This window comes from Sulfitobacter dubius (assembly GCF_900113435.1).
Lineage (GTDB): Bacteria > Pseudomonadota > Alphaproteobacteria > Rhodobacterales > Rhodobacteraceae > Sulfitobacter > Sulfitobacter dubius.
This window is the reverse complement of record NZ_FOPG01000002.1, coordinates 543699-561412: the sequence shown is the minus strand read 5'-3', so window position 1 is coordinate 561412 and position 17714 is coordinate 543699. Positions and strand designations below refer to the sequence as shown.

Genomic DNA, 17714 nt, shown 5'->3' with positions numbered 1-17714 from the left:
CATCAAACTTTGCCCTTGATGTGTGACGTCTTAGAACATAAAGTTCACACTCGGGTCAATATAGAATACAAATTCTAAAACAGAAAGCGGAGGGCCGGGAAGTTAGTGGAAAACAAGATGGCAACCGACGAGGACACCCCTCAACGCGATTTCAAAGCGCTGCGTGAAGAGATCGCCGCATCTTACGATGATCTCAGCAACCGACTGAAACTTATCGCGGATTTCACACTGCGCGACCCATCCGGCTTTGCCCTGCGCACGGCTGCGGTATTGGGGGATGAGATCGGCGTTGCACCATCAGCCATCATTCGTTTTGCCAAGCACTTCGGGTTTTCAGGCTTCTCAGAGCTTCAGTCGGTCTTCCGCGACGAGCTTCAAGCCAGCTCCACACCCTATCAGGACCGGATCAGAAACCTAGAAAAAAGCGGCGCTGCCCGTGATACGGCTGAGATGACCGACCGCTTTGTCGAAGCGGGCATCGCATCTCTGCGGGAGTTGCAGCGCAGCACGCCCATCGACAAGATTGAGACAGCAGCCCGTTTGCTGGCAGATGCCCGCATCGTGCATGTTCTGGCCCAGAAACGGACATTCACTGCCGCCACCTACCTTGTCTACAACTTGGCACGCCTCGAAGTTCCAGCCAACCTTTTGGACGGCAGCGGGGGGACGTTGGATCAACAGATGATGATGATCAGCCCCGAAGACACCGTGGTGGCCATCTCATTCCACCCGAGCGCCGAAGACACTGTACGGTCTTTCGAACGCGCCCGCGCCATCGGCGCCCGCACGATTTCGATCACTGATCTGCCCCGCGCTCCATTCACAAATGCCGATAGCTGCTTCCAAATTTCCGAGGCGAGCGTCGACGGCTTTAGATCGCTAAACGCAACGATTTCACTCGCACTCATTCTGGCGATCCGCGCCGGAACGCTTTGCGGCGAAGAACGACCCAAAGAAGATTAAGGACCCACCATGGCCACACAGCCTATGCCCATTTATGATATCATCACAATCGGTCGTTCCTGCGCCGATCTTTATGCTGACCAAATTGGCTGTCGCATGGAAGATGCACGTAGCTTCTCTAAATATGTTGGGGGATGCCCGACCAATATCGCAGTCGGGGGTGCCCGTCTCGGCCTCAAAACCGCGCTTCTAAGCCGGGTCGGTGACGATCAGATCGGTCGGTTCGTCCTTGAAACACTTAAGGCCGAAGGCGTGGAGACCCGCGGTGTGGCCACCGATCCAGAACGGTTGACCGCAATGGCCTTTCTCGGGATCGAAGACGATCGGAATTTCCCCTTGCTCTTCGTTCGCACGGATTGCGCCGACGCTGCATTGTGCGAGGATGACGTCGACCCGGATTTCATCCGGTCCGCCAAAGCCATTGTCGTATCAGGCACACATTTCTCGAAACCTCATTTGGAAGCCGCAAGCTTCAAAGCGATGCGGATAGCCAAAGAGGCTGGCCGCAAGATCATCTTTGACATCGACTATCGCCCCAATCTCTGGGGGCTTTTGGGCGCAGGCGCAGGCGACGTTCGCTTCATCGCCGATGCGAAAGTAACTGCCCGGGTCCAGAGCATCCTGCCTGATTGCGACGTTGTCGTAGGCACTGACGAAGAGGTGCATATCGCAGGCGGCTCGACCGACACACGCGCGGCCCTTCTCAACATCCGCAAACTCACGAAAGCGACGATCGTACTCAAAACCGGCCCCAAAGGGTGTCTGGTTTTCCCTGATGCAATTCCACAGAACATCGAGGACGGAATATCATCCGAGGGTTTCCCCGTCGAAGTGTTTAACGTGCTGGGGGCCGGAGATGGCTTTATGGCGGGCTTCCTTCGTGGGTACGTCCGTGATCTCCCGCTGGAAGACTGCTGCCGCATTGCAAACGCCTGCGGCGCGCTGGCTGTCTCTCGCCACGGCTGCGCGCCATCCTATCCAAGCTGGGAAGAGCTTGAGTTCTTCCTCGACCGCGGCGTGGTAAATCCGCGCCTGCGCGAGGATGCTGACCTTGAGCACGTCCATTGGGCCACCAACCGACGCGGACAGTGGGACAACATTTGCGCCTTTGCCATCGATCACCGCATGCAACTTGAGACGATGGCTAAGGATGTCGGCGCTAATCCAGAGCGTATTGCGAAATTCAAAGATCTCGCACTCGACACAATGCTGAGTGCGCGGCGTCCGGATATGAACCTCGGCACCCTGCTTGATAGCAAATATGGCCGCCAAGGCCTATTCCGCGCCGAAAAGGAAGGCCTTTGGATCGGTCGCCCGGTCGAACTGCCGGGTTCGCGCCCCCTGCAATTCGAAGGGGCACCGTCCCTGGGGGCCGAGGTGGCGTCATGGCCGGACGATCATGTCATCAAATGTCTTGTCTTTTACAATCCCGACGATCCGGAAGCCTTGCGCCGTCAGCAATTGGATCAATTGCACCGCCTTGCCTCCGCGGCCCGTCTCAGCCGCCATGAGTTCCTTATTGAGGTAATCGGAACAGCAGAGGGCAAGGTAGGAGAGATGGCCACCTCAGAGGCCATGCAGCAGATCTATGACGAAGGAATCCGCCCGGACTGGTGGAAGCTAACCGACCAAACCAAGGCAGGTTGGGCGGCGATCAGCGCAGTAATTGAAAGCAATGACAGGTGGTGCCGAGGCATCCTATTGCTCGGCTTGGATGCACCATTCGACAAGCTTGAAAGCAGTATCGCACGCGCGGCAGACAGCCGACATGTTCGTGGCTTCGCAGTAGGGCGCACGATTTTTGGCGATGCAGCGCGGGCTTGGCTTGCAAACGCTATCGACGATGCGACGGCTCAGAAGATGATGAAAGAACGTTTCGAGCGCCTCATCAACTGCTGGATAAAGGCACGCCGACAAGAAGCGGCCTAAGTCGGTTGACCAGAAGGCAAACGGAGCTGGCAGAGCTTCAGCAGCAGTTCGCTCGCCCCACGGCAGAATGTAGCGACGAAGCTTCTTTGCCAGCAATCGTGGTGGCCGCAGTGCACCATGCGTAGGCGTGGCCAAATTAAGGAAGGCGCGGGCTCTGAACCGAAGCAGTATGCGGATCGGCCAAGTGAGATCTCCGCTCCCGATACCATGGGCTGCACCGGTTTGTACGATTGAAGCTCGTATTGAGGGTCAAATACGGCGCCAAATAATTTAGGCGAACCGAAGAGATTCAATTTTCAGAAACGTGGTATACTAATTTGCAAACGATTTCTGGCGACCCCGGCAGGATTCGAACCTGCAACCTGCCCCTTAGGAGGGGGCTGCTCTATCCAGTTGAGCCACGGGGCCGACAGGGGCGGTTTATCGCAAGCACGGGCCGATGTCATCGGCAGAATGGCAACCGATTGGACCTGCTTCGCAGTACCGCGGCGGCAATGCTTGATCGCGCCTCCCGCTTCGCGCTAACTATGGCAGAGGCAAACAGGAAAACCAAATTGACCACACCCCCCAAACGCCCGTTGACCCTGCGCGATGTATCCGATGCATGTGGCGTTTCCGAGATGACGGTCAGCCGTGTTCTGCGCAAGCGTGGGGACGTTTCCGACGCCACCCGCGACCGCGTGCTTGCTGCTGCCAAGGCGCTTGGCTATGTGCCCAACCAGATCGCCGGATCGCTGGCCAGCCAACGGGTGAACCTCGTTGCCGTCGTGATCCCTTCGCTGGGCAATATGGTGTTCCCCGAAGTGCTCAACGGCATTAATCAGGTGCTCGAAGATACACCGCTTCAGCCGGTCGTGGGGGTCACCGACTACCTGCCCGAGAAGGAAGAGCGGGTGCTTTACGAGATGCTGTCGTGGCGGCCCTCGGGGGTGATCATCGCGGGGTTAGAGCATTCAGAGGCCACCCGCGCCATGCTGCGCAATGCGGGCATTCCGGTGGTTGAGATCATGGACACCGATGGCAAACCCATTGACGCGATGGTGGGCATTTCGCACCGCCGCGCGGGCCGCGAGATGGCGCAGGCGATCCTGCGCGAAGGCTATGAGCGGATCGGCTTCATGGGCACGAAAATGCCGCTGGATCACCGCGCGCGAAAACGGTTTGAGGGCTTTACCGAAGGGCTCGCCAAGGCAGGGGTGGAGATCGAAGACCGCGCCTTTTACTCCGGCGGCTCCGCGCTGGCTAAGGGGCGCGAGATGACGCAAGAGATGCTGGAACGCTCGCCCGACCTAGATTTTCTCTATTACTCCAACGACATGATCGGCGCGGGCGGACTGCTGCACCTGATCGACCGAGGCATCGACATTCCCGGCCAGATCGGCCTCGCTGGGTTTAACAACGTCGAACTTCTGCAAGGTTTGCCACGTCAATTGGCGACAATGGATGCCTGCCGGAACGAGATCGGCCAAGCGGCCGCGCGGATCATCCTCAATCAGACTGTTCCCGAACCCGACCCCGATATGCAGACCCAAATCACCCTGACCCCAACGCTGTCGCTGGGCGATACCCTGCGCCGCCGCCGTCAGGGGTGAGCCGCCCAACGCTTGGCAATGCCGCCGCACGGCGGTTGTTCCTGTCGCGTCACCTGCTGTCCGACCCGCCGCAGGGTCCGGCCAAGGGCGCGGCGCTGCTCAAGCTGATTCATGATCTGGGCTTTGTGCAGCTCGACAGCATCAACACGGTGGCGCGGGCGCATGATCTGATCCTTTTCGCCCGGCGTCCACGCTATCGCCCTGCGGCGCTCAAGCGGCTCTATGAAAAAGACCGGGCGCTGTTTGAGCATTGGACCCATGACGCCGCCGTCATCCCGATGGAATTCTACCCGCAGTGGCATCTGCGTCGGACCCGCGACGCGGCGAAGCTTTTGGGCCGCTGGAAAGATTGGCAGCGGCACGACTTTGAAACACAGATGCAAAGCGTGCTGGCGCAGGTCCGAGCCGAGGGCAGCGTCACCTCATCGGATGTCGGTCGGGACGAGCCGCGCAGCAGCGGCGGCTGGTGGCAATGGCATCCGTCAAAAACCGCGCTGGAATATCTGTGGCGCAGCGGCGCGCTGGCTGTGACCGGGCGCGAGGGGTTTCGCAAGCGCTATGATCTGACCGAGCGGGTGGTGCCCGCTGCGCTGCGTGACCCGGCGAATGCCCCCGACATAGGGCAGACGGTCGACTGGTGCTGCGATCAGGCGCTGGCGCGCTTAGGTTTCGCCACGGCGGGGGAATTGGCCGCCTTCTGGGCCCATATCTCCCCGGCCGAGGCGAGGGGCTGGTGCGTGGCAGAGCAGGCCGCGGGGCGGCTGGAAGAGATCGACGTGGAGGCCGCCGACGGCAGCCTGCGCCCCGCCTTCCTCCGCCCCGGCTGGGCCGATGACCCCGCCCTCACACGCGAACCGCCCAGACGGCTTCGGGTGCTCAGCCCTTTCGACCCCGCCCTGCGCGACCGCAAACGCGCGGCACGGCTCTTCGGTTTTGATTATCGGATCGAGGTCTTCGTGCCAGAGGCGCAGCGCAGATACGGCTACTATGTCTTTCCGCTGCTACAGGGCGACAGGCTGGTGGGCCGCGTTGATATGAAAGCCCATCGCGACGCGGATGAGCTGCGCATCACTGCGCTGTGGCCCGAACGTGGCATCCGCTGGGGCAAGGGGCGGCAGGTGGCGTTTGAGGCGGAAGTGCACCGGCTCCTGCCCCTCGCCGGGGTGAGCCAAGTCTGTTTTGCCGACGACTGGCTGCGCGCGTCGCTTTAGGCGAAACGGGGCGGCAGCAACCCTGCGTGAAACCAGTTGAGATAACTATGGATCGAATGCACGGGCCGCCCGGTCGCCGCCGCGATGTCGGGGGCGTAGGGTACCATATTCGTGCATTCCAACAGGATCGCCCCGACATCCGAGTTGGCCCCCACCAAGCGCTGTGCCGCCTGCACCATCTCGGCCCGCGCCTGCGGCACATCAAGGTCGGGCAAATTGCCAAGGATCGTCCGGGCGAAACTGCTGCCTTCCAACCCCATCACCGGGCTGCTTTCGGGCACGCCCGCCGCGCGCAGATGGGCGAGCGAAAGGGTGCTGGCCGAGATCGTTAAAATCCCCACCCTGCGCCCGGGCGGCAGGCAGGCCGCGATCTGCTCGGCCTGCTCTAACGCCGAGGCGGCAACGGGCACGTCCAACGCTTCGGCCAGACGGGGCCGGATCAGCGCCAAGAACCCGCAGGTTGTGGCGATGCCGGTGCAGCCTTCGGCGACCAGGTCCTGCCCCACCGCAATGAATGCCTGCACAAAGGGTTCCATATCATCGCAAACGATGGCTTCGGGCGTGGCCCCCGGCACCACGGCATAGCGCACCGGAAAGGGCCAACTCCCCGCATTGCCGACATCGCCCAGAATGCGGGGGAACCGCGTGTCGAGCATCAGTATCCCCAGCCGCGCGCCTGTCTCGTTTGCCATATGCCCTCCGTTTGGGCGCAGGGTGCATTTGCGGGCAGCGCGAGACAAGTGAAACTCGAACGATGACATTTTATCAGCATTTTGTTGACGTGGTGATTTTTTATGTAAAGATGCCCCAAAGGAACCCAGCCATGACTCAACGCGAAAACGAAAGCCGCCACCCATGAGCCAGCATGTCGTCGTTATCGGCGCCGGGATTGTCGGCGTCTCTGCCGCGATCTGGCTGCGCCGCGCCGGGGCGGAGGTAACGCTGCTGGACCGGTCTGAGCCGGGGCGGGGCACCTCGCATGGCAACGGTGGCGTGCTGGCGGCGGCGGGCGTTGCGCCGGTGACCGGGCCGGGCCTGATGCGGAAATCGCCGGGGATGCTGCGCGACCCCGAGTTTCCGCTGTTCCTGCGTTGGCCCTATCTCCCACGTCTGCTGCCATGGCTACGCCGCTACATGAGCCACGCCAATGATGCCGACACCCGACGCATCTCTGCCGGGCTGGTGCCCATCGTGAGCGACAGCGTGGCGCAACACAAAGCCCTCTGCGCCGATCTGGGGCTGGCCGATTGGGTCCGCGACAGCGACTATTGCTTTGCCTATACCAACCGCGCCGCTTTCGAGGCCGAAGGCTACACTTGGGCGCTGCGCCGCGATGCGGGCTTCGTGCCAGAGATCATCGAAGGTGGCGCGGTTCAGGAATTCGACCCGGCCTATGGCCCGCAGATCAGCTGCATCGCCCGGCTGGCCGACCATGGTTTCATCGCCGACCCCGGCGGCTATGTTCGGGCTTTGGCAAAGGCGTTTGAGGGGATGGGCGGCACTATTAAACGGGCCGAGGTTGAGGACATCACGATTCTTGATGAAGAGGTCACTTCGGTCCTGACCGATCAAGACCCCCTGCCCTGCGACGACGTGCTGCTGGCCACCGGGGTCTGGTCGAAACCACTGATGCGCAAACTGGGGATCAATGTGCCGCTGGAATCCGAACGCGGCTATCATATCGTATTTAAGGATGCTGAGGGCGGCCCGTCGCGCCCTACCATGATGGCCGCGGGCAAATTCGTCGCCACGCCGATGGCCGAGGGGCTGCGCTGCGCCGGGATCGTCGAGTTCGGCGGATTAGAAGCGGGTGCATCCAAAGCGCCCTTGGCGTTGCTGCGCCGTCAGGCAAAGGCCGCCTTCCCCCACCTCACCACCGAGGAAGAGATCGAATGGCTGGGGCACCGACCCGCCCCCAGCGACTCGCTGCCCCTGATCGGGCAGATCGGAACGAGCCGGGTCTATACTGCCTTCGGGCACCACCACATCGGGTTGACGGGCGGGCCGAAAACGGGCCGACTGATCGCCGGATTGATCACGGGGCAGCCGCCAAACACGGATCTAACCCCGTATCACCCCCAGCGCTTTGACAGATAACGCCAAACGCGCACGCAAATAAACAAGGGAGAAACCAAATGACACTGACAGCAAGACTGATGGCCGGCGCGGCGATGACCGCCCTGACACTGGGCACCGCCATGCCCGCCTTCGCGGCCGAGAAATGGGATATGCCGATGGCCTATTCGGCCTCGAACTTCCATTCCGAGAACGGCGTGCAATTCGCCGAATGCGTGACCGAAGCCACCGGCGGCGAGATCGAGATCACCGTGCATCCGGGCGGCGCGCTTTTCGCAGGGGCCGACATCAAACGCGCAATCCAGACCGGGCAGGTCCAACTGGGCGAGCGTCTGCTTTCCGGCCACCAGAACGAGAACGCGGTTTTCGGCTTTGACTCCATCCCTTTCCTCGCGCCCTCCTTCGAGGCCAGCGCGCAGCTTTGGGAAGCCGCCAAGCCCAAGGTCGAAGCCGTGTTGGAAGAGCAGAACCTCGTCCTGCTTTATAACGTGCCATGGCCGCCCCAAGGGCTCTATTTCAAAAAGGAGGTCGGCTCGGTCGAAGACATGAAGGGCGTGAAATTCCGCTCCTACAACAACACCACCGCGCGTTTGGCCGAACTGACCGGCATGTCGCCCGTCACTATTGAGGCTGCCGAAGTCAGCCAAGCCTTCGCCACCGGTGTCGCGGAATCGATGATTTCCTCGGGGGCCACCGGCTATGACCAGAAGGTCTGGGAAAGCCTGACGCATTTCTACGAAGTCGACGCATGGCTGCCGCGCAACTATGTGATGGTGAACGCCGATGTCTGGGCCGAAGTCACGGACGCCAACAAAGAGGCGATCACCACCTGCGCCACCGAAGCCGAAGAGCGCGGCCTTCAAGCCGCCAAGGACTACACCCAGTTTACCTATGACGGGTTGCGCGAAGGCGGCATGAATGTGGAGCCAGCCAGCGAAGAGCTGATGTCCGGCCTGCGTGAAGTGGGTGAAACAATGACGCAAGAGTGGCTTGAAGCCGCTGGCGAAGACGGCGCAGCAATCGTCGATGACTATAAGGCGATGCAATAATCGCACAACTTGCGGCGGCCCTGTTTGGGCCGCCGTTCTCATGCCGGGGCATGATTTAGGGAGGGTCGGATGAAGACGCTGCGCAGACTATTGGACGGGCTTTATACCGGGGCGGGAGCACTTGCGGCACTCTGTCTTGTGGCCATCCTTACCTTGATCGTGACCCAGATGGTCGCCCGTTGGACCGGCAATGTCTTTCCGGGCGCTGCCAGCTATGCAGGCTATGCCATGGCCGGGGCCAGTTTCCTTGCCTTCGCCAATGCGCTGAACCGCGGCTCGCATATCCGCGTGTCGATCCTGCTTAACGCGCTAAGCGCGGGCGGGAAGCGGCTGCTTGATATCTGGTGCTTCGCCGTTGCGGCGGCGGTCGCGTGGTACTTCACCTACTACGCCTATTGGTTCGTCTACTGGTCGTGGAAGTTCAACGAGGTCAGCCAAGACCAAGACGCCACCGCGCTGTGGATGCCGCAATCTGTCATGGTCATCGGCGGCGGCATTCTCGCCATCGCGCTAACGGACAACCTTTTGCACCTCATCTTCAAGGGTGACCACCGCGTCACCCGTGACCTAGTCGACCAAAGCTTCGGGGAATGACGCCATGACCGAGATTTATGCCATTACCCTGTTTCTGATCGTCCTGTTCTTCCTCCTCGGCACCGGTGTCTGGGTTGGCCTAGCCCTGATGGGCGTGGCCTGGGTCGGGATGGAGCTTTTCACCACCCGCCCCGTGGGCGATGCAATGATCACCACGATCTGGGCCAGCTCTTCTAGCTGGACGCTGACCGCCCTGCCGCTTTTTGTCTGGATGGGCGAAATCCTTTACCGCACGCGATTGTCGCAAGACATGTTCCGCGGGCTGTCGCCTTGGCTCGCGAAACTGCCGGGCGGGCTGGTGCATACCAATATCGTCGGCTGCACTGTTTTTGCCGCCGTGTCGGGGTCTTCCGCCGCGACGCTGACCACCGTGGGCAAGATGTCGATCCCGGAGCTTCGGGCGCGCAACTATCCTGAGAAGATGATCATCGGCACATTGGCGGGTGCGGCTACGCTGGGCTTGATGATCCCCCCCTCGCTGGCGCTGATCGTTTATGGCGTGACGGTGAATGAAAGCATCACCAAGCTGTTCTTTGCGGGCGTCATGCCCGGCCTGCTGCTGGCGCTGATGTTCATGGGTTATGTCGCGATCACCAGCAAGCTGTCGAAAGAATGGAACCCCGATATCGAGACCGACATGAGCTTTGCCGACAAGCTGCGCAACTCGCGCTTCCTGCTGCCGGTCTTTGTGCTGATCTCGGTTGTGATCGGCTCCATGTACCTCGGTTTTGCCACGGCGACCGAAGCCGCCGCGATCGGCGTCATCGGCTCGCTGACACTGGCGCTGTTCCAGGGCTCGCTGAACTGGCACAGCTTCCGCGAAAGCCTGATGGGGGCGATGCGGACTTCCGCCATGATCGCGCTGATCCTCGCGGGCGCGGCCTTCCTGAAATTGTCGATGGGCTTTACCGGCCTGCCCCGGGCGCTGGCCGATGGGATCGCGGCGATGGAGCTGTCGCGCTTCGAGCTGCTGATGGCGCTTTTGGTCTTCTACATCGTGCTGGGCATGTTCCTCGACGGCATCTCCTCGGTCGTGCTGACCATGGCCGTGGTGGAGCCGATGGTGCGCGGCGCAGGCATCGACCTGATCTGGTTCGGTATCTTCGTGGTCGTGGTCGTCGAAATGGCGCAGATCACCCCGCCGATTGGCTTCAACCTCTTCGTGCTGCAAGGCATGACCAATCACGAGATGGGCTATATCACCAAGGCCGCGCTGCCGATGTTTGCGATTATGGTCTTTATGGTCTTTGTCCTGATCTGGTTTCCCGAGGTGGCCACATGGCTGCCCGAAAACCTGCGCAGCGCACCGGTTTAGCGGTGAAGGGCCATGCGCTATATGCTGAGACTGGCCTCGCGCCATGCGCGGGTCTGCCTGATCGCCGGGTTGCTGGCCGGGCTGGCCCTGCCCAGCCTTGCGGCGGCGCTGGCCGGGTGGCTGCCGCAGATGGTGGCGGCGCTGCTGACAATCACCGCGCTCAGGATCGGACATCGCGCGGCCCTTGGGGCTGTACGGGATTTGCTTTGGGGATTGGCCTCGGTACTGGCCTTGCAGACGGTGCTGCCGCTGGCGCTGCTGGGGGGCTTCATGCTGGCCGGTCTGGGACAGACCCCCGCCGCACTGGCGGTGACGCTGGCCGCCGCGGCCCCGGCGCTGACGGGCAGCGTCAACCTTGCCTTGTTGCTGCGGCTCGACGCCGGGCGGATGATGCAACTGATGGTGCTGGGCACCGCCGCTTTTCCGCTGACGGTACTGCCGGTCTTGGCCTTGCTGCCGCAACTCGGACCAGCCTCGGACGTGGCCCAAGCCGCGCTGCGTCTGTTGGCGGTGATCCTTGGGGCGACGGGCTTGGGCTTTGCCCTGCGCCATGTCTTCCTGCCGCGCCCCTCAGCGCGTCAGATCGAAGCGCTCGACGGCGCGTCGGTGCTGGCCTTCTCGGTCATTGTCGTCGGGCTTATGGCGGCACTCAACCCCGCCCTGCGAAGCGATCCATGGGCCGTAGCGGGCTGGACGCTGCTGGCCTTCGCTCTAAGCTATCTGTTGCAGGCGGGCACGTTGCTGCTGACCCGGCGCGGCCCGCTGCGCACCGTGGCCGGGCCACTGGCGATCGGTGCGGGCAACCGCAATATCGCGCTGTTTCTCGTGGCGCTGCCTGCAGATGTCATCGCGCCGCTGATGATCTTTATCGGCTGCTGGCAACTGCCGATGTATCTGACCCCGGTGCTGCTGCCGCGCCTTTACGAAAGGATGCTCCGCAATGACTGACTGGCCCCGCATCCGCAGCGTCGGCCTCTCCGGCCTATTGGTCACCTTTGCCGAGAAGATGTCCGAACCCGCCAACCGCGCCGCCCTCGCCTTTCGCGCGGCGGTGGAGGAGCAGGACTGGTCCGAAGTAAGCGAGACCAGCACCTCGCTGGTGTCCACCTTTGTGCAGTTCGAGGTTTCACAGGACGCCATCGCAAAGATGACCGACCGCCTGCGCGGATTACTCGAAACCCGCGACTGGTTCGCCGAAGCCCTCCCCGCCGGGCGCAGCCTGTGGCATGTGCCGACCGTCTATGGCACCGACCTCGCCCCGCAGTTGGAGGAGGCCGCCGAGGCTGCGGGCCTCGACCCCGATGTGGCGATCGCAGAACTGTCGCAGGCGCGGGTGCGGGTGCTGACCATCGGCTTCGCCCCCGGCCAGCCCTATATGGGTGAACTGCCCCCGCACTGGGACATCCCGCGCCAGCAGGGGCTGACGAAATCGGTGCCGCCGGGCTCGCTGGTCGTGGCCATTCGGCAGTTGATCATCTTCACCAATGCCTCCCCCACCGGCTGGCGGCATATCGGGCAAACCGCCTTTCGCACCTTCCGCCCGGGCAGCGCCATGCCCTTCCCGCTGTCGCCGGGCGATGAGCTGATCTTTCCATCCATCACCCGGCAAGAGTTCGACCGGATCGCCGACGACCCCACCGGCGGTGCCGAGCGGGAGGCGCTGACATGAGCGGCACGCTGACCATCCTCCAAGCCGGTCCGGCCATGACCATCCAAGACCTTGGCCGCCCCGGCTACCGCGCCGTTGGACTGACCCATGGCGGCGCGGCGGACCCGACCGCCCTGCACGAAGGGGCCGCCTTGCTGGGGCAAGACCCCAACAGCGCCGCGCTGGAGATGGCGGGCAGCGGCGGCAGTTTCGAGGTGGATCAGGACACCCGCATCGCCCTGACCGGGGCCCAGATGCAGGTGAACATCGACGGCGAAGCGATTGCATGGAACGCGAGCCACCTGCTGCCTGCCGGGGCGAAACTGACCATCGGCGGCGCGCGGGATGGGGCCTATGGCTACCTCCACGTTGGCGGCGGGTTTGACGTGGTGCCCGTGATGGAGTCGCGCTCCAGCCATTTGGCCGCTGGCATTGGCGCGCTGCTGCAAAGTGGTGAGACCCTGCCGCTGGGGGCGGACAAGGGCGGTGAGACGAACCTCACCCTGCCCCGCGACAACCGCTTTGGCGCGGAGCGTGTACGCATCGTCGCCTCCATGCAGACCGACGCCTTCGACGAAGCAACCCGCCAGCGGTTCACCGAAACCACCTTCCGCCGCGATGCCCGCGCCAACCGCATGGGCGCGCGGATGGATCACGACGCCGAAGGCTTCACCACCGGCGGGCAGCTGACCATCGTTTCCGAAGTCATCACCCCCGGCGACATCCAGATCACCGGCGACGGCGCGCCCTTCGTGCTGATGTGCGAATGCCAGACCACAGGCGGCTACCCCCGCATTGGCACGGTGATCCCCTGTGACCTGCCGATCGTCGCGCAGGCCCAGCCGAGTGCTGCGCTGCAATTCGAGTTCGTCGACCTCGGTGAGGCGCTGGCCGCCGAGACGCGCCACCGCGCCGACCTTGCCGCCCTGCCCAAGCGCCGCCAGCCGCTGTTGCGCGATCCGGCGCGCATCCGCGACCTCTTGGGCTATCAACTGATCTCCGGCGTGGTTTCGGCCACCGCTGACCCCTTCGAGAAGGAAAAGACATGACCACCGTCGATCTCAACGCCGACATGGGCGAAAGCTTTGGGCCTTGGAAAATGGGCGACGACACGGCGCTTCTGCGCGTCGTGACCTCGGCCAATATCGCCTGTGGCGGGCATGCGGGCGACGCCGATGTCATGGCGACAACGATGCGCATGGCGCATGAGAACGGCGTCGGCATCGGCGCGCATCCGGGGTTCATGGACCTCGCCGGTTTTGGCCGCAACCGCCTCTCAGTGCCGCGCGGCACCTTGCAGAACCAGATCCGCTATCAGGTCGCGGCAAGTGTCGGCATGGCCCGGAGCGTCGGCACGCAAGTGCGGCATCTGAAACTGCACGGGGCGCTGGCGAATATGGCGTCGGAGGATGAAGCACTGGCCCGCGATCTTTATGAGGCGGCGCTAAGCGTGGCGCCCGACCTTATCGTTATGGTGCTGGCCGCCACGGCGCAGGAACAGGCGGTGAAATCACTGGGCTGCAAATGGGCAGGAGAAATCTTTGCCGACCGCGCCTATAACGACGACGCGACGCTGGTCGATCGCAGCAAGCCGGGTGCTGTGATCCATGACGCCGACACCGCCGCGGCGCGGATGGTCGACATGGTCAAAGCGGGCGCAATCATCACCGAGAGCGGCAAACATATCCCAACGCGGATCGACACGATCTGCCTGCATGGCGACACCGCAGAGGCCGTTCAAATCGCAACCGCCGTCCGCAAGGGTTTGCAGGACGGCGGGGTAACTTTGGCAAAATTCGGCGGCAGCGTTTAGCTGCGCACCAGCTTTTCATAGTCGGTGGCAATCTCACGGGTCAGCGCGCCGACCTCAAATTTCCAGTCGCCGATCTGGCCCACCGGGGTCACTTCGGCGGCGGTGCCGGTCAGCCAGCACTGCTCGAACCCTTCGAGTTCCTCGGGCATGATGTGGCGCTCGTGGACGGTGATGCCTTTGTCTTTCAACATGCCAATGACCGTCTGGCGGGTGATGCCATTGAGGAAGCAATCGGGCGTCGGCGTGTGCACTTCGCCGTCCTTGACGAAGAAGATATTCGCGCCTGTCGCCTCGGCCACATAGCCGCGGTAGTCGTACATCATTGCGTCGGAGCAGCCCTTCGCCTCGGCTGCATGTTTGGACATGGTGCAGATCATGTAGAGACCCGCCGCCTTGGCATGGCTCGGGATCGTCTCAGGGCTGGGGCGCTTCCATTTGGAGATGTCGAGCTTGGCACCCTTCATCTTGGCGTCACCGTAATAGGCACCCCATTCCCATGCCGCGATGGCCAAGCGGACCGGGTTGCGGGCCGAGGCGACACCCATGTCTTCGCCCACACCGCGCCATGCGACCGCGCGCACATAGGCGTCTTGCAGACCAGAAGCCGCGAGGACTTCGGCCTTGGCGGCTTCGATCTCTTCAATGGTGTAGGGGATCTCGAAGTCGATCATCTCAGCCGAGCGCTTGAGCCGTTCGGAATGCTCCCGGCTTTTGAAGATTTTGCCGTTGTAGGCGCGCTCGCCCTCGAACACCGAAGACGCATAGTGCATCGCATGGGTCAGGATGTGGACATTGGCCTCGCGCCACTCGACCATTTTGCCATCCATCCAGATGTGCCCGTCCCGGTTGTCATATCCGCCTGCCATGGTGTTTCCTCTCCAAATGACCCGCTATCTTTCCAAAAATTGCGCAAAAATCGGCAGAAGCAGACATTTAATTGCGCAAAACACGAGATTCGATAGCCTTTCACTATTGGAATGTCAACAAGGCTGACGTAAACTGATCCCCAACAGGCCCGAGAGAGAATGAGACATACTATGGCTGACGGGCGCATGATGGCCCCTAGCAGCGGCGACAGCCTGCTGTTTTTGACCGACGAACAACTGCGGCAGGGGATCGAGGCGATGTTCTTTGCCTATCGCGGTTTCACCGCCGATCCCGATCGGATTCTGGCCGATATGGCCTATGGCCGCGCCCATCACCGCGCCATACACTTTATCAACCGCGCCCCCGGCACGACCGTGAACAACTTGCTCAACATCCTTGGGGTCACGAAACAATCGCTCAACCGTGTCTTGCGCACATTGATCGCCGATGGTCTGGTGCAAAGCAAGGTTGGCCGCAATGACAAGCGCGAGCGGCACCTGTTCCTGACCGACGAGGGTCGCAAGCTGGAACAGGAGCTATCGGACGCTCAGCGCGCGCGCATGCGGCTGGCCTTTCGCACCGCCGGCCCCGAAGCTGTGGCCGGCTTCAGAACGGTATTGGAGGCCATGATGGACCCCGAAATGCGCCAAAGCTTTGACCGGCTGCGCGAAAGCGCCCCATGAACGAACTCGACGCGCACCTGCTGGTTGTCGACGACGATGAGCGCATCCGCAGCCTGTTGAAGAAATTCTTGATGCGGCATGGCTTTCTGGTCAGCACCGCCCGCGATGCCGCCCATGCCCGCCGGGTGCTGGCCGGGTTGGAATTCGACCTCATCGTGCTCGACGTGATGATGCCCGGCGAAGACGGCATGGCGCTGACCCGATCGTTGCGCGAAACCCTGCAAACGCCGATCTTGCTGCTGACCGCCAAGGGCGAGACAGACAACCGCATTGAAGGGTTGGAGGCCGGGGCGGATGATTACCTGCCCAAACCTTTTGAACCCAAAGAACTGCTGCTGCGCATCAACGCGATCCTGCGCCGTATGCCTGATACCTCTGCCGCCGATGCCGCGCCAAAAGTCCTGTCGCTCGGCGTGATCCGCTATGACATGGAGCGGGGCGAGATGTGGCAGGGTGACGATCTGGTACGTCTCACCGCGACCGAAGTGCAGCTGATGAAGATCTTTGCCGCGCAACCCGGTATCGCCCTCAGCCGATCCAAACTGGTCGAAGAATTGGGCCGCGACCGGGGTCAAGCGCAAGAACGCGCGGTGGACGTTCAGATTACCCGCCTGCGCCGCAAGATCGAGAGCGACCCGAAACAGCCGCAATACCTGCAAACCGTGCGCGGCGCGGGCTATATGCTGGCGCCAGACTGACCCGACGCTTCGGCGAAACACATAGGTAAAATTCATAAGGCCAGCCCGCTGGCAATGCGCGGCGCGAAGTTCTATTGTCGCGCGAAATTCCGACCAACGAGGCGCGCAATGTCTGACACACCCGTAGAAGAGATGAACTTTGAGACCGCCATGGCGGAGCTTGAAAAAGTGCTGAGCCAGCTTGAAAATGGCAATGTCGCGCTGGACGAAAGCATCGCGCTTTACGAACGCGGGGCCAAGCTGAAGGCGCGCTGCGAGACCAAGCTGAAAGAGGCCGAAGAAAAGGTCGCCGCGATCACGCTTGATGGCGATGGCAACCCAAATGGGCTGAAACCCGTCGAAGGGCTTTGACCGGCTGTATGACCTTACAGTCCACTCCCCTCCCCTTTGCAGCGGCGCTGGCCCATGCCCGTGATTTGGCACAGGCGCAGATCGAAGCGGCCTTGGCCGAGCGCACAGGTCCGGTCGCCGAGGCGATGCTCTATGCCTGCTCGGGCGGCAAGGGGTTGCGCGGCTTTCTGGTGATCGAATCCGCCCGGCTGCATGGCATCGCCCCCGGCATGGCCGCCCCGGCAGCGGGCGCGATTGAGGCGCTGCACGCCTATTCGCTGGTGCATGACGATCTGCCCTGCATGGACGACGACGACCTGCGCCGGGGCCAGCCCACGGTGCACCGCAAATGGGATGAGGCCACCGCCGTTCTGGCCGGGGATGCGCTGCAAACGCTGGCCTTTGAACTACTCGGGCAGCTTGCCTGCCCTGCAGAAGCGCGTCTGACCTTGATGACCAGCCTCGCCCAAGCGGCGGGCGTCGGCGGCATGGTCGGCGGCCAAGCGCTGGACATCGCCGCCGAAACCGCCCCCGCGCCGCTGTCGTTGGCCGAGATCACGGCGCTTCAGGCAGGCAAGACCGGCGCGTTGATCGAATGGTCCGCCATGGCTGGCCCACGGATGGCGGGCGCCGATGCCACCGCCCTTGGGGCCTACGCCAAACACCTTGGCCTTGCGTTCCAGATCGCGGATGACATCCTTGATGTCGAAGGCGATGCTGAAACGGTCGGCAAGGCGGTCGGCAAGGACGACGCGGCGGGCAAGGCCACTTTTGTGTCCCACCTTGGGCTTGCCGGGGCCAAGACCCGCGCCGCCGAATTGGTGGACATGGCCTGCGACGCCCTATCTGAATATGGATCAGAGGCGCAGAGCTTGCGAGCCGCTGCCGCCTTCGTTATTGCCCGCGACAGCTAGCCGGGCGGCACATGCGCCAATGCGGCACCAGA

17 protein-coding genes, 1 tRNA gene and 1 pseudogene are annotated in these 17714 nt (G+C 62.4%); 16 read left to right on the top strand and 3 right to left on the bottom strand.

Translation table 11 applies throughout. The features are described from left to right. Positions 1 to 117 precede the first annotated feature (117 nt). The gene (locus BM229_RS11415; RefSeq protein WP_093927754.1) at positions 118 to 963 is read left to right on the top strand and encodes a MurR/RpiR family transcriptional regulator; all 846 of its coding nucleotides are present in this window, start codon (positions 118 to 120) and stop codon (positions 961 to 963) included. A gap of 9 nt (positions 964 to 972) precedes the next feature. After that, positions 973 to 2892 carry a bifunctional 5-dehydro-2-deoxygluconokinase/5-dehydro-2-deoxyphosphogluconate aldolase gene (locus BM229_RS11410; protein ID WP_208604067.1) on the top strand — a complete coding sequence of 640 codons (1920 nt, stop codon included), beginning with the start codon at positions 973 to 975 and terminating at the stop codon, positions 2890 to 2892. A 331-nt stretch (positions 2893 to 3223) separates the two neighbouring features. Here the strand turns inward: BM229_RS11410 and BM229_RS11405 are convergent. After that, positions 3224 to 3300: transfer RNA gene (locus BM229_RS11405), tRNA-Arg, on the bottom strand. 146 nt (positions 3301 to 3446) lie between these two features. Between BM229_RS11405 and BM229_RS11400 the strand changes: the two genes are divergently transcribed. Together BM229_RS11400 and BM229_RS11395 are read left to right on the top strand one after the other, a co-directional pair. Beyond that, the gene (locus BM229_RS11400; RefSeq protein WP_167360240.1) at positions 3447 to 4484 is read left to right on the top strand and encodes a LacI family DNA-binding transcriptional regulator; all 1038 of its coding nucleotides are present in this window, start codon (positions 3447 to 3449) and stop codon (positions 4482 to 4484) included. Further along, positions 4481 to 5695, top strand: coding sequence for a winged helix-turn-helix domain-containing protein (locus tag BM229_RS11395; RefSeq protein WP_093927752.1), 1215 nt, complete (start codon positions 4481 to 4483; stop codon positions 5693 to 5695). The genes BM229_RS11400 and BM229_RS11395 overlap by 4 nt, the downstream gene beginning before the upstream one ends. Here BM229_RS11395 and BM229_RS11390 read toward each other — a convergent pair. Continuing rightward, a complete protein-coding gene (locus BM229_RS11390) occupies positions 5692 to 6387 on the bottom strand; it encodes an aspartate/glutamate racemase family protein (RefSeq protein WP_093927751.1) in 696 nt (231 codons plus the stop codon). The two genes, BM229_RS11395 and BM229_RS11390, sit on opposite strands and share 4 nt — an antisense overlap. Before the next feature lie 145 nt (positions 6388 to 6532). Here BM229_RS11390 and BM229_RS11385 point away from each other — a divergent pair. The 8 genes and pseudogenes from BM229_RS11385 to BM229_RS11350 all read left to right on the top strand — a co-directional run. Next, positions 6533 to 7792 (top strand): annotated as a pseudogene (locus tag BM229_RS11385) (NAD(P)/FAD-dependent oxidoreductase); the annotation flags it as partial. Between the two features lie 38 nt (positions 7793 to 7830). Beyond that, positions 7831 to 8820, top strand: a complete 990-nt coding sequence (locus BM229_RS11380; RefSeq protein ID WP_208604066.1) for a TRAP transporter substrate-binding protein — start codon at positions 7831 to 7833, stop codon at positions 8818 to 8820. Positions 8821 to 8889: 69 nt separating this feature from the next. Continuing rightward, complete coding sequence (locus tag BM229_RS11375) at positions 8890 to 9414, top strand: TRAP transporter small permease (protein ID WP_093927748.1); 525 nt, start codon at positions 8890 to 8892, stop codon at positions 9412 to 9414. A gap of 4 nt (positions 9415 to 9418) precedes the next feature. Continuing rightward, a complete protein-coding gene (locus BM229_RS11370) occupies positions 9419 to 10729 on the top strand; it encodes a TRAP transporter large permease (protein ID WP_093927747.1) in 1311 nt (436 codons plus the stop codon). 12 nt (positions 10730 to 10741) lie between these two features. Beyond that, complete coding sequence (locus BM229_RS11365) at positions 10742 to 11677, top strand: hypothetical protein (protein ID WP_093927746.1); 936 nt, start codon at positions 10742 to 10744, stop codon at positions 11675 to 11677. Next, on the top strand, positions 11670 to 12398 hold the full coding sequence (locus tag BM229_RS11360) for a 5-oxoprolinase subunit B family protein (protein WP_093927745.1): 729 nt from the start codon (positions 11670 to 11672) through the stop codon (positions 12396 to 12398). Before BM229_RS11365 ends, BM229_RS11360 begins: the two co-directional genes overlap by 8 nt. Beyond that, on the top strand, positions 12395 to 13426 hold the full coding sequence (locus BM229_RS11355; RefSeq protein ID WP_093927744.1) for a 5-oxoprolinase subunit C family protein: 1032 nt from the start codon (positions 12395 to 12397) through the stop codon (positions 13424 to 13426). The genes BM229_RS11360 and BM229_RS11355 overlap by 4 nt, the downstream gene beginning before the upstream one ends. After that, positions 13423 to 14190: a LamB/YcsF family protein gene (locus BM229_RS11350; RefSeq protein WP_093927743.1), complete on the top strand. Its 768-nt coding sequence runs from the start codon at positions 13423 to 13425 to the stop codon at positions 14188 to 14190. The genes BM229_RS11355 and BM229_RS11350 overlap by 4 nt, the downstream gene beginning before the upstream one ends. Here BM229_RS11350 and BM229_RS11345 read toward each other — a convergent pair. Next, positions 14187 to 15056, bottom strand: a complete 870-nt coding sequence (locus BM229_RS11345; RefSeq protein ID WP_093927742.1) for a branched-chain amino acid aminotransferase — start codon at positions 15054 to 15056, stop codon at positions 14187 to 14189. The genes BM229_RS11350 and BM229_RS11345 overlap by 4 nt on opposite strands. Before the next feature lie 171 nt (positions 15057 to 15227). Between BM229_RS11345 and BM229_RS11340 the strand changes: the two genes are divergently transcribed. The 4 genes from BM229_RS11340 to BM229_RS11325 all read left to right on the top strand — a co-directional run bounded on the left by BM229_RS11340 (position 15228) and on the right by BM229_RS11325 (position 17682). Beyond that, positions 15228 to 15740, top strand: a complete 513-nt coding sequence (locus tag BM229_RS11340; protein WP_067264985.1) for a MarR family winged helix-turn-helix transcriptional regulator — start codon at positions 15228 to 15230, stop codon at positions 15738 to 15740. Next, positions 15737 to 16438 (top strand): response regulator, encoded by a 702-nt coding sequence (locus BM229_RS11335; RefSeq protein WP_093927741.1) that lies wholly within the window; start codon positions 15737 to 15739, stop codon positions 16436 to 16438. Before BM229_RS11340 ends, BM229_RS11335 begins: the two co-directional genes overlap by 4 nt. Positions 16439 to 16546: 108 nt before the next feature. Then, complete coding sequence (locus BM229_RS11330; protein ID WP_093927740.1) at positions 16547 to 16789, top strand: exodeoxyribonuclease VII small subunit; 243 nt, start codon at positions 16547 to 16549, stop codon at positions 16787 to 16789. 8 nt (positions 16790 to 16797) lie between these two features. After that, entirely contained in the window at positions 16798 to 17682 is an 885-nt protein-coding gene (locus tag BM229_RS11325; RefSeq protein ID WP_093927739.1) for a polyprenyl synthetase family protein, read from the top strand. Positions 17683 to 17714 lie beyond the last annotated feature (32 nt).

Bases quoted from the DNA above. Each gene is read 5' to 3' on its own strand.
- BM229_RS11325 (WP_093927739.1), top strand. From the start codon at position 16,798: ATGACCTTACAGTCCACTCCCCTCCCCTTTGCAGCGGCGCTGGCCCAT.
- BM229_RS11365 (WP_093927746.1), top strand. From the start codon at position 10,742: ATGCGCTATATGCTGAGACTGGCCTCGCGCCATGCGCGGGTCTGCCTG.
- BM229_RS11370 (WP_093927747.1), top strand. From the start codon at position 9,419: ATGACCGAGATTTATGCCATTACCCTGTTTCTGATCGTCCTGTTCTTC.
- BM229_RS11345 (WP_093927742.1), bottom strand. From the start codon at position 15,056: ATGGCAGGCGGATATGACAACCGGGACGGGCACATCTGGATGGATGGC.
- BM229_RS11380 (WP_208604066.1), top strand. From the start codon at position 7,831: ATGACACTGACAGCAAGACTGATGGCCGGCGCGGCGATGACCGCCCTG.
- BM229_RS11330 (WP_093927740.1), top strand. From the start codon at position 16,547: ATGTCTGACACACCCGTAGAAGAGATGAACTTTGAGACCGCCATGGCG.
- BM229_RS11355 (WP_093927744.1), top strand. From the start codon at position 12,395: ATGAGCGGCACGCTGACCATCCTCCAAGCCGGTCCGGCCATGACCATC.
- BM229_RS11390 (WP_093927751.1), bottom strand. From the start codon at position 6,387: ATGGCAAACGAGACAGGCGCGCGGCTGGGGATACTGATGCTCGACACG.
- BM229_RS11415 (WP_093927754.1), top strand. From the start codon at position 118: ATGGCAACCGACGAGGACACCCCTCAACGCGATTTCAAAGCGCTGCGT.
- BM229_RS11335 (WP_093927741.1), top strand. From the start codon at position 15,737: ATGAACGAACTCGACGCGCACCTGCTGGTTGTCGACGACGATGAGCGC.
- BM229_RS11375 (WP_093927748.1), top strand. From the start codon at position 8,890: ATGAAGACGCTGCGCAGACTATTGGACGGGCTTTATACCGGGGCGGGA.
- BM229_RS11410 (WP_208604067.1), top strand. From the start codon at position 973: ATGGCCACACAGCCTATGCCCATTTATGATATCATCACAATCGGTCGT.
- BM229_RS11360 (WP_093927745.1), top strand. From the start codon at position 11,670: ATGACTGACTGGCCCCGCATCCGCAGCGTCGGCCTCTCCGGCCTATTG.
- BM229_RS11340 (WP_067264985.1), top strand. From the start codon at position 15,228: ATGGCTGACGGGCGCATGATGGCCCCTAGCAGCGGCGACAGCCTGCTG.
- BM229_RS11350 (WP_093927743.1), top strand. From the start codon at position 13,423: ATGACCACCGTCGATCTCAACGCCGACATGGGCGAAAGCTTTGGGCCT.